Annotated in this window: 12 protein-coding genes; 4 read left to right on the top strand and 8 right to left on the bottom strand. The window is 59.3% G+C overall.

Going from position 1 to position 14,486, the window contains the following annotated elements; genetic code table 11:
* From ABIQ96_RS02300 to ABIQ96_RS02285, 4 genes are all read right to left on the bottom strand, one after another.
* On the bottom strand, positions 1–1,199 hold a 1,199-nt coding region (locus tag ABIQ96_RS02300), incomplete at its 3' end, for an ABC transporter ATP-binding protein (RefSeq protein WP_348212920.1).
* The gene (locus tag ABIQ96_RS02295; RefSeq protein WP_348212919.1) at positions 1,196–3,373 is read right to left on the bottom strand and encodes an ABC transporter substrate-binding protein; all 2,178 of its coding nucleotides are present in this window, start codon (positions 3,371–3,373) and stop codon (positions 1,196–1,198) included. The genes ABIQ96_RS02300 and ABIQ96_RS02295, both read right to left, overlap by 4 nt.
* On the bottom strand, positions 3,373–4,950 hold the full coding sequence (locus ABIQ96_RS02290; RefSeq protein ID WP_348212918.1) for an ABC transporter permease subunit: 1,578 nt from the start codon (positions 4,948–4,950) through the stop codon (positions 3,373–3,375). Before ABIQ96_RS02290 ends, ABIQ96_RS02295 begins: the two co-directional genes overlap by 1 nt.
* The gene (locus ABIQ96_RS02285; protein WP_348212917.1) at positions 4,950–6,293 is read right to left on the bottom strand and encodes an ABC transporter permease subunit; all 1,344 of its coding nucleotides are present in this window, start codon (positions 6,291–6,293) and stop codon (positions 4,950–4,952) included. Before ABIQ96_RS02285 ends, ABIQ96_RS02290 begins: the two co-directional genes overlap by 1 nt.
* Before the next feature lie 191 nt (positions 6,294–6,484).
* On the opposite strand from ABIQ96_RS02285, the gene ABIQ96_RS02280 reads away from it, so the two are divergent.
* From ABIQ96_RS02280 to ABIQ96_RS02270, 3 genes are read left to right on the top strand one after another with little or no spacing between them, the layout of a single operon-like run.
* Complete coding sequence (locus ABIQ96_RS02280; protein ID WP_348212922.1) at positions 6,485–8,086, top strand: peptide ABC transporter substrate-binding protein; 1,602 nt, start codon at positions 6,485–6,487, stop codon at positions 8,084–8,086.
* Between the two features lie 17 nt (positions 8,087–8,103).
* The gene (locus ABIQ96_RS02275; RefSeq protein WP_348212916.1) at positions 8,104–9,033 is read left to right on the top strand and encodes an ABC transporter permease; all 930 of its coding nucleotides are present in this window, start codon (positions 8,104–8,106) and stop codon (positions 9,031–9,033) included.
* A gap of 19 nt (positions 9,034–9,052) precedes the next feature.
* Positions 9,053–10,030: an ABC transporter permease gene (locus ABIQ96_RS02270; protein ID WP_348212915.1), complete on the top strand. Its 978-nt coding sequence runs from the start codon at positions 9,053–9,055 to the stop codon at positions 10,028–10,030.
* Here the strand turns inward: ABIQ96_RS02270 and ABIQ96_RS02265 are convergent.
* Both ABIQ96_RS02265 and ABIQ96_RS02260 read right to left on the bottom strand, forming a co-directional pair.
* Positions 10,027–10,827, bottom strand: a complete 801-nt coding sequence (locus tag ABIQ96_RS02265) for an aspartyl protease family protein (RefSeq protein WP_348212914.1) — start codon at positions 10,825–10,827, stop codon at positions 10,027–10,029. The genes ABIQ96_RS02270 and ABIQ96_RS02265 overlap by 4 nt on opposite strands.
* A 76-nt stretch (positions 10,828–10,903) precedes the next feature.
* Positions 10,904–11,167, bottom strand: a complete 264-nt coding sequence (locus ABIQ96_RS02260; RefSeq protein WP_348212913.1) for a hypothetical protein — start codon at positions 11,165–11,167, stop codon at positions 10,904–10,906.
* A gap of 335 nt (positions 11,168–11,502) precedes the next feature.
* Between ABIQ96_RS02260 and ABIQ96_RS02255 the strand changes: the two genes are divergently transcribed.
* Positions 11,503–12,285 carry a DNRLRE domain-containing protein gene (locus tag ABIQ96_RS02255; protein ID WP_348212912.1) on the top strand — a complete coding sequence of 261 codons (783 nt, stop codon included), beginning with the start codon at positions 11,503–11,505 and terminating at the stop codon, positions 12,283–12,285.
* Here ABIQ96_RS02255 and ABIQ96_RS02250 read toward each other — a convergent pair.
* Positions 12,272–12,877, bottom strand: a complete 606-nt coding sequence (locus ABIQ96_RS02250) for a hypothetical protein (RefSeq protein ID WP_348212911.1) — start codon at positions 12,875–12,877, stop codon at positions 12,272–12,274. The genes ABIQ96_RS02255 and ABIQ96_RS02250 overlap by 14 nt on opposite strands.
* A 2-nt stretch (positions 12,878–12,879) precedes the next feature.
* Entirely contained in the window at positions 12,880–14,478 is a 1,599-nt protein-coding gene (locus ABIQ96_RS02245) for a DUF1501 domain-containing protein (protein ID WP_348212910.1), read from the bottom strand.
* Between the last annotated feature and the right edge of the window lie 8 nt (positions 14,479–14,486).

Here is a 14,486-nt window from a genome sequence, read left to right as displayed (position 1 = left end):
GGTTCGGCGACGCACTCCGCGATGGTCAGGAGCGGGTTGAAGCTCGACGCGGGGTCCTGGAAGACGAAGCCGATGTCGCTGCGGACGGGCTTGAAGCTGCGCTCACGGATGCCGAGCATCTCTTTGCCCAGCACCTGCAGCGAGCCGCCGGTGATCTTCGTCAGGCCGCCGATCGCGCGACCGATCGTGGTTTTGCCCGAACCGCTCTCGCCGACCAGGCCGAGCACTTCGCCGGGCGAGATCTGGAAACTGACGCCGTCAACGGCACGGAACACCTGCCGGAACCGGCCGGGGTACTCGATGACCAAATCCTTCGCGATGACGACCGGAGCTGCAGTGTTGACCGTGCCAGTGGCTTCGCGGCCCGTCTTGCGCTCCGCGGCTCGAGCGGCACCGGTGCCGATGCGGGGAACCGCGGCGAGCAGCTTCTGCGTGTACGGGTGCTCGGGAGCGGAGAACAGCTTCTGTGCCGTCGCCTCCTCGACGAGCTTGCCCTCGAACATGACGGCGACGCGGTCGGCGAGATCGGCGACGATCCCCATGTTGTGGGTGATCAGGATGATCGCGGTGCCGAACTCGTCACGGCAGCGGCGCAGCAGGTCGAGGATCTCGGCCTGCACTGTCACGTCGAGCGCGGTGGTCGGCTCGTCGGCGATGACCAGCGATGGCTTGCACGCGAGCGCAAGGGCGATGACGACACGCTGCCTCATGCCGCCTGATAGATGGTGCGGGTAATCCATCATCCGCTTTTCCGGAGCGGGGATGCGGACGAGTTCCAACATTTCGGTGGCGGCGGCCCATGCATCGCGTTTCGAGAGTTTCTTGTGAATCCGGAACACTTCGGAAACCTGTCGGCCGATACGGTGAACTGGATTTAACGCGGCCATCGGCTCTTGGAAAATCACGCCAATTTCGCCACCGCGGACCCTGCGCATTTCAGCGTCGGTGGCCCGGACGAGATCGCGACCGCGGAAATTGACATGGCCACCGAGAATCTTGCCAGCAGGTTGGGGGAGCAGGCGCACGATCGACATCGCGGTGACGCTTTTCCCACAGCCGGACTCGCCCACGATGCCCACGGTTTTTCCGGCAGGGACTGTGAACGACACCTGATCGACCGCCCGCAGCAGGCCGCGGTCGGTCTCGAACGAAGTGATGAGCTTGTCCACTTCGAGGATGTTTTCCGTTTCGGGAATCATGGGTCTTCGCTGTCCTCCATGACGGGTTCAGTGGGGTGGGCCGTGGCGGGCTCGGGTTCTAACGGAGGTTCGCCGGTTTCAATCGGTTTCACCCGATAGACCTCGATAGTTTTGGTCACTTCGGGGAAAACCTTGCCGGAACGCCTTGCTGCCTGAGTCTCCGCCTTCACGGCGTCATCCACCCAGAACACGAAGACCTCATGCGGATCATAGACGATCGGCGGACTGAACCGCGTATTCTCGCAGTCGGGCCATTTCACCCAGCGCCATGCGCCGATGCGGACGAAATCCACCGAGTAGCCCGGCACGAAAATCGCCTCGTCATGCATGATGTGCTGGAGCTTCCACGCGGCGTCCTTGAGCTCCTCCGCCGTGGTGGCGGTGCGCACTTTTTCCGATAGAGCATCGGTATCCGCGCGATGCCAGGAGAAGGTGTTGTTCGTCTGCGGTTTAAGGTTGCCCTTCTCGTCGATGGCGTTGGTGGAGTGAAGGAACTGATGGAAATCCGGAACCGGTGGCTGGATCAGCCACGAGCCGATCACCATCTCGTGCTGCTTCTGCATTTCCTTTTTGTAGAGGACGTTGTCTTCAAGTCCGTCGAGCCGCAGTTCGAACCCGCAGGATTTTGCTTCCTCACGCAGCACAGCGAAGATCTTGTCATATTGGGGCATGCCAGGATAGCTAACGGAAACTGAAAGCCGCGTGCCATCGGGTTTAGTTAGGATGCCGTCGCGTCCTTCCACCGTGTATCCCGCCTTGGCGAACGCGGCCCGGGCGAGAGGAATGGAAAACGGCCGGGCGACGATGGAGGGATCACTGAACGTGACATAACCTTCGTTGAACGCGTTCAGCCGTTGGAAATCGCCGCGGAACAGGACGTCGATGACTTTCTGCCAGTTCATCGCGTATTGAATGCCGATGCGGACATTCAGATCGTTTAGCGGTGGCTTGGCGACATTGAGATACAAGCCGCGCGGAAGTTTGGGGTATCGTTTGTAGAAGGTGTAACGCTCGATGTAACCCTTGTAGACCGGATCGATCTCGGATTTCTCATACCAATATTGCGGCAAGGTGATCAGGAAGGTATCGAGCTCGCCGGCGCGGAAAAGTTCGAAAGCCTTCGATTCGTCGCGAACGACGGTGTGGACCAGCTTGTCCGGATTGAAACGGTATTTGTAGTATTTCCGATCCTTCGCCCACCAGTTTTTCACATGTGTCTGGGTGATGGAAACACCGTTGATGATGTCTTCCGGTAGCACTTCATAGGCACCCGTAGTGGGAGGGAAGCGCCACTGATAGCGCTCGGCATAGTCCGGGCCGTATTCGGAATAGAATTCGGGCGACGATGGAGTGATCGCACCGGCGACGGCGGGGGCATAGATTTTCGCTTCGGGTAGCGAAATGGAAATCGTCAGGTCGTCATACATCGCGATCTGCGCGAGGTTCTCGCGGTAGTATTGTTTCGAGTAAGGATTGACGATGTTGTCGGAGACCTGGATGTAGGCCGTAATGAGGAAATCCTTGGCCTTGACCGGCTTGCCATCCGAATAGCGGGCCTCGGGATCGAGGCGGAAATAGATCGTGCGTCCATCTTCCGATGTCGCCCATTCCCTGGCGAGACCGGGAATCATCTCCATCGTCTCAGGGTGCAGGTTGACTAACGGAAGATCAATGTAGTCGTAAAGGTCGCCGCGGAAGAAGTTGTTGGCGTTGCTGCCGATGGGGCGGATCGTCGGCGGGAACGTGGGGATGAAACGGCGGAAGACGCCGCCTTTCTTCGAGGCCGGATCGCCGATCTCAGGTTGGTCCATGCCGTTTTGCCAAACGAGATTGGAAGGAATTTCCGATGGAGTTCCGAATTTCAAATAGTCTCCCAAGCCGAGCCGGAATTTCCATTTCGTCTGATCAACGCGAAGCGCTTGAGCCTTGGTTTCCAGCGCGCTTTTCGCATCGCCTTCCGCAGTCGCGAGTTCGGTGGTGACCCGTGTGATTTCCTTTTCGGTATCGGCCTGTTGCGTACGCAGCCAAGTGTCGATGTAGCGGTTATAAATCGGGACGAAGGCGTCGAAACCGAGTTTTCGTTCAACTTCCTGGTCTTTGTGACGACAGCCCGTGGCGACGAGCGCGCTGGTGGCACACATCAGGGAAAGCAGGAATGTCAGATGGCGGGGCATCAACGATAGTAGGTGAATTTTTTCGGATCGAAGGCCTCACGGACCGCTTCGCCGACGAAGGTGATGAGGGTTAGCATTCCGACGAGCACGATGAAGGTCGAGGTGACGAGCCATGGAGCTGATAGGTTCGACAGTCCGTCGTTGAGGAGGCGGCCCCATGTCGCGTATTCGGGTGGAAGGCCGAAACCGAGGTAGTCGAGCGAAGTCAGCGAGAAGACGAGTCCGGACATGGTGAACGGGATGACGGTGACGAGGATCGCCACCGTGTTGGGCAGCAGGTGGCGGAACAGAATCCGCGGAGTGCCCGCGCCGAGTACTTTTGCCGCGGCAATATAATCGCGCTCCTTGTCGCGATAGGCGGCGGTGCGCATCAGGTAGGTCAGACCCATCCAACCGAACAATACGAGGATCGTGAGGATGACCGGCAGTCCCTTGAAACGCTCCGGAACCATGCTCGAACAAATGATGACGACGAATAGGAACGGCATGTTGGAGAAGATCTCGATGAGCCGCTGGGACAGGAGGTCGAACCATCCGCCGAAGTAGCCCATCAGCATTCCGTAGGTAATGCCGATCAAATAGATGATGGGCAGATAGATGATGGCCGCCTTGAAATTCACCTGAAGACCGCCGTAGAGATAGGCGAGAACGTCGTAGCCTTCCGAAGTCGTGCCGAGCCAATTGCCGACCTCGGGGATCGGTGGTGCGGGGTGATATTTGACGGCGCGGAGCCCGCTGGATTTCAAGGCGAGGAAATCCTCCTTGCTGCCGGTCCCGTTGAAGCGGTCGGAGACGAGCTCGCCGTTCTTGTATTCCGCGCTGTAAACCGGTGCGCCTTGTTCATCCCAACCGTCGGCGGGGCCGCTGAGGATGCCGTTGCGCATGGTATATCTGAGATGCATTTTTGCCTCGGCGACATCATGGTATTTCGCGACCAGGCCGAAGTAAGGTTTGCGACTGCCGCTTTCGGTATGGATGGTCTCGCGCTGCAACAACTCGCGGGAACGGGGAGGAAGCGTGTCGCCCGTCGGATCATAGGGAACCAACGGCATGATCACCTTGTTAGTCTTGGATCCCTTCCATAAGCGTTGCAGCTTCCGGTAGTCGGCGGGCGCTTCGGCGGTGGCATCGGTGACCCCGAAGTCTTTGTTTTTGAGATCGGTCGGCACGAAAGCGGGATAGCTCCATTTTCCGTTGTAGTGGATGGCGAGTGCGCGCTTGCCGACGATTGCCTGATCCAGCATCGCGAGTCCGCCGAGAGCTAACAGGATGAGCAGCGAGTAGTAGCCCCGTTTGATTTCGCAAAACCGCCGGATCTTCCGCTGCGTGATCGGATTGGGCGGACCCGAGGTGAACGAGCGGACGATGAGGAACATCCCCCCTGCCACCAGCACCGTCACGCTCAACCACCCGAACCACAGGAACGGATCGCCTTTTTCTCCGCCGATGCTCAGGAACGGCATTTCGCGGCTGGTGTTGAAGAACCACCGCGCCGTGGGAAACGCGAGATTCATCACCTCGCCGGTCGCGGCGAGAATTCCCAGAATCACGATGAAAAGTCCGATGAGCCGCGTCATTACTCGAATTTGATTCTCGGGTCCACCACGGCCACCATGAAGTCGGAAATCACCTGGCCTAACAACATCAGAAAAGCGGCGATGGTCAAAGTCCCCATGATGACCGGCACGTCACGCTCCAGGACGGAATGGTATTGCAGCAGCCCGAATCCCTGGATGTCGAAAACTGTTTCAATCAACATCGATCCGCCGATGAAGATTTCCACCAGGCTGCCGAGGCTGGTGGCGATGGGGATCATGGAGTTCCGGAACGCGTGCCCGAAGACCGCTCTCGGGAAACTAACGCCTTTCGCCATCGCCGTGCGCACGTAGTCGGCGGCGAGGTTGTCCATCAGGCTGTTTTTCGTGAGCATCGTCAGCATCGCGAACGAGCCGACCATATAACAGATCAACGGCAGCACTGTATGGTGGGCGATGTCCTTCACCTTCGCCCAATCGTTCATCTGGTCGAAATCCGGACTCGTCAGCCCGAACAGCGGAAACAGGTTCATGCGGGCACCGAGATGGACCAGAAGGATGGCCCCAAGCGCGAATCCCGGAATCGAGTAGCCGAGGAAAATCAGCACCGAACTGGAAGTATCGATGAAGGTCCGGTGCTTCAGCGCCTTCAATACCCCCAGCGGAAGACAGACCGCGTAGGTGATGATGGCGGTCAGCAGTCCGAAATAGGCGGCTACTGGAATGCGGCCCAGGATCATCTTGTCCACCGGTTCGTTATAGATCTGCGAGCGACCGAGGTCTCCCTGCAGGATGCCGGAAAAACGTGTTTGATAGATCACCGCCCTCGGCCGATAGGCGGGCGGGTTTTCTTTCCCGGTGTTCCTGCGCTGATAGCGCGCCTGGCGGTCCTGTTCGGTTTCATAGCGGACCTTCCAGCCCTCTGACTCGACCGGTTTTCCAGTTTCCTGAAACACGGCGGATTCGACAGCAGCTCCCTTGCGTTTCACCAGCACCGCGCGTCCGTCACCCCGCAGCACGACCAAGGCGGTGGTTTCGGGATCGATCTCGCTGCCGATCATTTCATCGCCGCGATCGCCGTATTCGCCTTTGGAAATGCGGGCCTCGCGCGGCGCGATGCCCAGCCACTGGCCATAGGCGACCAAGATGGTTTTATCCAAACCGTAGATTTCCTCCAGCTCTTCCAACTGCTCCTCGTTCAATCCGCCTTGCGATTGGTTGGTGGACGCCTTTTTGCCCCCTTGGTCCGCACCACGGGCCGCCGTTTGCAACATCCGGTCCATCGGCCCGCCGGGGACAAACCGGGTGATGGTGAAAACCAGCAGCGTAATCCCGATCAAAGTCGGGGGAATCAGCAGCAGGCGGCGGAGGAAGTAACTTTTCACAAGGTTGCGCCCGTGTATTTAGACGCAGGGAGGAATGTTGCAAGTCCCGACCCGGCTTGGCGCGGGCATTCCGTCGCTTCATCAGCAGGTGCTCGAGAATTTCCCCAATATGGCAATGCCGGCGTTTGAAAATTCGATTTTCCAAGAATTGGCCTGCATTGCGCGTCAGGTTCGTCATCTTTCGCCCCGTGATGCTCCGCCGCTTGTTGTTGTTATCAGCCCCTGTCTGTCTGCTGCTCGCTTCCTGCCAGAAGGAAACCCAGGTCGAGCGGGCCGATCGCGAGGGCATCCTGCTGGTGGGAAATTCCGCGGAGCCGAAAGCGCTCGACCACCAGTTGGTGACCGGTGTCGTCGAGAGCAAGATTATCACTTCCTTGTTTGAGGGATTGGTCGCGGACGACGCATTGCAGGACGATGCTGCCGTGCCCGGTGCGGCCGCTTCGTGGGAGCACAATGGCGACATGACCGAATGGGTGTTTCACCTCCAACCGGAAGGAAAATGGTCGGATGGCGCTCCGGTGACTGCGTACGATTTCGTTTTCGCCTACAATCGCCTGCTGCACCCGGACTTTGCCGGACCGTATGCGGAAATGCTCTATTTCCTCCAAAATGCCGAGGATTTCAACAAAGGGAAGATCACCGATTTTTCACAAGTCGGGGTCAAGGCGTTGGACGACTTCACGCTCCAGGTCAAGTTGCGCGAGCCAGTTCCTTATCTGCCCTCGCTGACGCGACATTACACATGGTTTCCGGTGCCGCGGCACGTCGTGCTCCAGCACGGGAAAATGACCGACCGTTTTACGAAATGGAGTGTGCTGCCGAACCTCGTCGGCAACGGGCCTTTCAAGATCACCGAGTGGCGCTTCCACGATTTCATCGAGGTGAAACGCAATCCCCACTACTGGAATGCGGCGAAGGTCGGATTGAACGGAATCCGCTTCTATCCGATCGAAAATCCCTACACCGAGACCCGCGCGTTCCTCTCCGGCCAGCTCCACACGACCTATCAGCTCCCGCCCGACCTGATCCGGACCGTGAAGAAAAACGAGCCGGAATTCCTCCGCCAGGAAACGTATGTGGCCTCCTCTTTCGTCCGCATCAACACGACCCGCCCTGCGCTTTCCGATCCCCGCGTGCGGCAGGCGCTCTCGCTCACCATCGATCGCGAGCAGATCTGCCAGTACATCACCGAAGGTTACTTCCCCGCCCCTTCGCTGACCCCGAAAATGGGTTCCTATCAGCCCGTGCCGAAGCTGACCTTTGATCCGGAAAAAGCCCGCAAACTCCTCGCCGAGGCCGGCTTTCTGAATGGCGGCGGCTTCCCGATATTCTCACTGCTGATTTCCCGTCCCTCGGCACGAGCCAGTGCCGAGGCGGTGCAGGCGATGTGGAGCAAGCACCTCAATATCCGCGTCAACATCCAGAACAAGGATTGGGGATCCTACGTCAGCGCCCAGCAAACGCTGAACTTTGACATGGCCATGGCCGCATGGACCGGCGACTACCTCGACCCGACCACTTTCCTCAACATGTGGACCAAGGGAAATGGCAATAACAACACCGGTTGGAGTGATCCCCGTTATGAGTCACTGCTGCGAGACGCAGCCCTGAAATCGGACCCCGGCGAACGCTTCGCCATTTTTCGCGAGGCGGAAGGCCTGCTCATGGACGAGCAGCCGATCCTGCCGATCTCCTATCAGTCCCGCAACTACCTGCTGCGGCCCGAGGTGAAGGGCTGGCATCCGCTGTTGCTGGACAACCATCCTTGGGAAGCCATCCGCCTCGAACGCTGAACCACTCTAACGAATTCATGCTCAAGAATCTCATCGGCCGCTTTCTCCAGGGAATCCTTGTCCTCTTCGTGCTCTTCACGGTCACGTTTTTCCTGATCAAGGCACTCCCCGGCGGCCCCTTCAAATCCGCGGAGAAAGCAATCCCCGAGCACATCCGGTTGAAAATCGAAGCCTACTACGGACTCGATCAACCGGTGCAGGTCCAGTATTTCCGGCAGCTCAAGAACCTCCTTCAAGGTGATCCCGGCCTGAGCTTGCGGCTCGAAGGGCGCGAGGTGACGGAAATCATTTCCCAAGCGTTTCCCGTTTCGTTGCGGCTCGGGATCGCCGCCATGTGCATCGCCATGTGCATCGGTATTCCGCTGGGCGTCATCGCCGCTTGGAAGAAAAACACGCTTATGGATTACTCGGCGATGGCGATGGCGATGATCGGCATCTGCATTCCCGCCTTCGTCATCGGGCCGCTGTTAGCGGACCAGTTCGGCCGCCGCATGAACCTGCTGCCGGCGATGGGCTTGGACCCGACCGATCCGACTTCGTGGGTGCTTCCCGCCGTGACGCTCGGACTCGCCACCGCCGCCTACCTTTCCCGTCTCACCCGCGCCGGGATGTTGGAAATCCTCAGCCAGGACTACATCCGCACCGCCAAGGCCAAGGGCGTGGGCAGCTTCCGGATGCTCATCCGCCACTGCCTGCGCGGCGGCATCATTCCGGCGGTCGCCTTCATCGGCCCGGCCTTCGCGGGGATTATTTCCGGCTCGGTGGTGATCGAGAGCGTGTTCGCGATGCCCGGCCTCGGGATGCATTTTATTAAGGCCATCGAGGTCGGCGACGCGCCGGTGATCCTCGGCATCGTCATGCTCTACGGCACCCTGATCATCATCGCAAATTTCCTAACCGACCTGCTCGGCCTTTGGCTCAATCCCCGGCTCCGTGCCAGCCGCTGAAATCCACACCCGCTTTTCCATGTCAGAAGCTTCCCACGAACCCAGCAGCTCGCTCTGGAAAGATGCGGGCCACCGGCTCATCCGCAACCGCGCGGCCATGATCAGCGTTGTCGCGCTTTTCCTCATCATCGCCGCCTGCATCATCCTGCCTGCCATCCCCGGGCTGATCCAGGACCCCGACCTCCAGAATCTTCCTAACAAAAATTTCGGACCTTCCGCCGGCCATTGGTTCGGCACCGATCACCTCGGCCGCGATATCCTTTCGCGTGTCCTGTCGGGCGGCCGCATTTCCATCGCCGTCGGCCTCATCACCACCCTCGTCTCCGTCACCATCGGCGTCTGCTGGGGCGCCCTTTCCGGATACGCCGGCGGCAAGACCGACGCGTTCATGATGCGCGTGGTCGATATCCTCTACGCGCTGCCGTTCCTCATCGTCGTGATCCTGTTGGGAAAAACGTTGGAACCGCTTACCGCGCAGCTCACCAAGCTTGTTGTCGGCTGGTTCACTGCGCCCGGCAGTCCCAGCTCCGCTATCAACAAAACCACCGCCTGGGTCGAGCCTATCACCACGCTCGTGCCACTCTTCATCGCCATCGGCGCGCTTTCGTGGCTCACCGTCTCCCGGATTGTGCGGGCACAGGTCCAGAGTATCGCGAAGCAGGAATTCGTCGAAGCCGCCCGCTCGCTTGGCCTCGGCCATTTCCGCATCCTCTTCCGCCACATCCTGCCCAATACGCTCGGCCCCATCATCGTTTACACCACGCTAACAATTCCCGGCGTCATGTTGCTGGAAGCCACCCTCTCCTTCCTTGGTCTCGGCGTGAAACCTCCCTACAGCTCGTGGGGCATCCTCATCGACGAAGGAGCCAATCGAATGCTCTCCAATCCTTGGCTACTCTTCTTCCCCACGCTGTTCTTCGCCACCACCCTCTTCTCCCTCAACTTCCTCGGCGACGGATTACGAGATGCACTCGATCCGAAGTCCGCGAAGGATTAGTCCCGGACAGTTTCGAAGGCGATCCGGTTGTTGACCGAGTCGATCCAAACTGAATCAAAACGGCTGAGCAGCGCGGTGCCTAACAACCCGTCCTCGCCGGCAAATAACGGCTGACGGTAAACATCCGTCGCGACGTCGGACATGACGAGCGGTCCGAGGTTCACATCGATCTTCATGGTTTTTCCGTCGCTCCACGGTTTTCCGAGCGAGGAGCCATCGGGAGGCGTCCAGCAAAGGGACCGGCAACAACCGGTATCCAGCCTGACCCGAGGCAATGGCGAATCGGCCGCGGTCAGTCCGACAAACATCGCGCCGCGGCTGCGCGTGAGCGGTAGCTTGGTGGCCAGCGGGCCGGGCTTTCCGTCGGGGGAGACGTGGATGCGGGATTTTTGGAAATCAATTCTGATCGACCGGCCTTGGAAAAAATCCACTCCTAACAGGCCATCGATCCGTGATCCGAGGGTGCGTGATTCGCTTGAGAGATCGACAACCAGTGGACGGGCCGAAAAGAGCAACGCGCTAGTCGTGCCGCCGAGATGGATGTGGGTGGTTTCGGCGCGGCTGACATTTTCCGTTCCGTGAACGGTTCGGATGCGCTCGCCGGAAGTCACGGTAAGCTCAAGGTCCGCGGCGGTGCGTTTGGCGAGGACGGTTTCGCCGGCACCGGAGTCGAGAATGAAACACATGGAACGCTGCGAGCCCTGAATCGTGGCGTCCACCACGATCATGCCGCGTGTGATGCGGAAAGGGATGTCCGCCGGGGCGGCCGCAGCGATTCCGCTGAGAAAAATGAGCAAGGAAAAAGGGCCGCGCACGGGGAGCTCGAAGCATCCCCCGTGCCATGCGGCCCCCGGTTACGGAATCACGCTGGATTCAGCGGCCTTGGGTATTGGCGGGAACGACACGGTAACCCGCGCGGCCCATCGTTTCGACTCTGGCCGTGGATTGGCCCGGCTTTTCCATAACCAATGCGACGTTGGTTTCCCGAGGATTGTTCCGAGCCATGGATTGGCCGTTATCGACATGGACCACGGCATATCCCGCGCGGCCTTGAGTGACGATTTTGGTTTCGGCGTGGGCGGTGGCGGCGAATATGCCTAACAGTGATGTGGTGGTGAGTTTGATGATGGTTTTCATTGTTTTAATCGGTTTGGTTTTGTGCGCTTGCAGCCTGCTTTGCTGCCATACCGCGCACTTGGTAAGATGACACAAAGTGGCCTTTATTCCAGAAACGTTCCATTGATATCACCTTCTGCTCCGGCATTTCGAGAGACATGATCCATATCAAGGACTTGCAAAATTGGGCTCATCTTCAGGACAAGATTTATGCCATTATTACCAGCTGGTCTTTTCGGCCGGAGATTGCGATTCGATCAATTGTTCGAAGTTCTGATCGGCTCCATCTCCGGCAACCCAGAGCACGGGGGAAGTCCGCCTTGAAATCTGCTGGAACTTGAGACAGCTTCCTCACGATGAAACTGGGCCGCAGAATGATTTCCATCGCGATGCGGTTTCCTGTTTTTCTCGCGATGGTTTCGCAACTGCCCGCCGCCACGCTTACGCTGGACGCGGTTTCCGACACCTCGCTTTTCGAGAGCAAGCCGGATTTCAACCTCGGTGCGGCAACGCTGGTGGCTGGGACGAACCAGCAGGTATCCCGCTCTCGCGCGATGTTCAGCTTTGATCTCAGTTCGCTGCCGGCGGGTGCGGTGGTGACGGGAGTTCAGGTGATGCTTTACTGCACCCGCCAGCCGGATCCCGACCAACACGGCGGACCGGTGGCGTCGGATTTCAGCCTGCACCGGATGCTGGTGAGCTGGGGCGAGGGAAGCGGTGCGAGTGTCACCGGATCGGTGGCGATGGCGGGTGATGCGACTTGGAACGAGCGTCACTATCAGGCCATTTCCTGGGGGACGCCGGGCGGCTTGAGCGGCACCGATTTCTCCAGCAATCCGAGCGCGACGACCTCGGTCGGAAACGTGGGGCTCTACGTGTGGGGGTCGTCCACCGAGCTGATTGATGACGTGGAATCATGGCTTGCGGATCCATCTTCAAACTTCGGTTTCATGCTGATGAGCCAGAGCGAAAATTCGGTGGGCAGCGGCAGGCGATTCGCCTCCACCGAGCAATCGAACGCGCTGACTCCTCCACCGCAGTTGGTGATCACTTACATCCCCGAGCCTTCGGTGCCCGCCTTGGTGATGTTAGGTTTTGTGGTGACCGTCTTGGTTCGGCGCCGGGCTATTTGCCAATGATGTCGTCTTCGTTCCAGAGCCTGCCATCAGGTCCGGCGGAACGGATTTCCATCAGGTCGCGGGTCAGTTGATGGAAGAAATAGGGATTGCCCCATTTGTCCACGAGTTCGCCGATCCCGTTCACGGATTGGCCTTCCGGCGGACCTAACATGGCGCTTTTGGGATTTCCTCCCATGACAGCTTTCATGATCTCGGCGTTGGTGCCCACCGGATTTTCGCCCATGAGCGTCCGGTAGTCGCGGAACATCAGGTTGATTTTGTCGAGATCGGCGGCGATGGGCGAGTCCGATCCGGCGACGGAGGATTTCGTTGCTTCCTGAAACGACGATGTTACCAGCGGATTCGCGAGGTCGCGGCGGCTGGAGGCCCGGGATTCCTCGGTGTGTGGTTTCACCGGTGCCGGAGGTTCGGCGACCGGAGCCGGCGGCTGGCCGGCATCACTGCTAACAGATTCTGCGGCGGGCGTGGGGCCCGAGGTGGCGGCGGGCTCGGGACGTTTTGGCGGCGTTTTGGCGGATGGATTTCTCCATGCGAAAATGAGGGTCATCGCTGCCGCCAGCAGCAGGATGAAAATTCGGGAAATCTTCTTCACAGTTAGATGAAGCCGAGATTGGGAGTCGAGAACCGGCCGAGGTTGGGGAAGACGGTGTCAAGGTTGTCGGAATCCACACCGAACCACGAGGCGAGGGTCGCGGCATATTGATCGACCGAAGTGGTGGGGATCCAGCGGCCGGTGTCGGTGTCGTCCGGGCCGTTGACCGCGAGGGTCGGGAACTTTCCGTAAGTCGCGCCGCCCTTGACCGCGCCGCCGCAGACAATGTGGTGACCGCCCCAGCCGTGGTCGCTGCCGAAGCCGTTGCAGGGGAAGGTGCGGGCAAAATCGCTGACAGTGAAGGACGTGACCTGGTTCTGGAGACTGGTGGATTGGCCTGGCCGGACGCCGATGTCGCCCATGGCGAGATGCAGGGCATTCATTGCCTGGCTGAGTTCCGCGAGGAGGTTGGCGTGGCTGCCGATGATCACCTTCGCATTGTCGGTGGAGGTCTGGCCTTGGTTGTTAGTTTGGTTGGTGTGGGTATCGTACCCGCCGACCTGAATGAAGAAAATCTGACGCTTCATGCCGAGTCCGTTCACGCCGAGGGCGGTGGACTTGCTGCCGAGCTCGATAAGGCGGGCGACCATTTTCATCTGGCTCATCAGTCCGGAGCCAAAGGTGGATCCTCCGTTAGGCGTGGTGACGTTCCCGGGAAAACGGCTGAACCAAGTCGGTGGGCCGCCTGTTGGTTGGCCGTTGAGTGGGCCCGAAGTGTTCTGGATGGAGAGCAGGCTGCTGAGGATTTCCGCCTGGTCGATGGAGTGGTCGAGAATTTCCGCGTAGGCCTTGGTCTGGAGGTTGGTGGAAGCCTTGTCGGTGCCGAGAAATGCATCCAGCGCGGTCCTCCGGGCACCTGACACGCTGCTCAGGGTGACAGCTCCGCCGGTGGTGATGGCATATTGCGGCGAGGTGTTCGCGTTGCCGACTTCAAAAATGTTAGATCCGGCGAGAGTCACGGCCATCGAGATGAGCCCCCCTGCGTTGACGTTGACCGGAGAGGTCATGAGGTCGGAGATGCGGCCGCCCCAGCCGCTGGAGTAGGTCTGGTCCGGCAGGGAAGTCTGCCACTGGGTCTGTTGGTCGCTGTGGGAGAAAAGCTGCGGCGGGCGGGGCACGCTCTTGGTGCTGTATTGGACTTTGGTTAGGGGGAAGCTGAGGGTGCCGATATTGAAAACGGGAGCCACAAAGCCCTGATTGAAAAGGTTTCTCAATTCCGGCATCGCCGGGTGGAAGCCATAGGTGTGGTTGTCCGGACCAGGGAATCCGGGCTGTCCGTTTTTTGAATTCAAGGCCAGCGCGGTCGCCGGACTACCATCGGTGTTAGGAATGGCGAGCGCTGCGGTGCGGATCGCGGCGTAGTTGTCCCATTCTGCGGGGATGGTCGGGATGATCAGGTTGTTTGAGTCATTTCCGCCGTTCAGGAAAATACAGACGAGCGCCTTGTAGTCGGTAAGCTGCGGCTGTTGGGCCACCGCCGTATTCAGGATGTGCAGCTCGCGGATGGTGTTGGAGAGGACGGTCGCCCCAAGCGCGGCGGGAATCGTCCGGCGCAGGAAATTGCGGCGGGAAATGTAGGGCAGGTGGATTTCCGGTTTCATGTGCGGGA

Origin of the sequence: Luteolibacter sp., assembly GCF_039920825.1 — a bacterium.
Taxonomy (GTDB): Bacteria; Verrucomicrobiota; Verrucomicrobiia; order Verrucomicrobiales; family Akkermansiaceae; genus Luteolibacter.
This window is presented reverse-complemented; position numbering and strand designations above follow the sequence as displayed.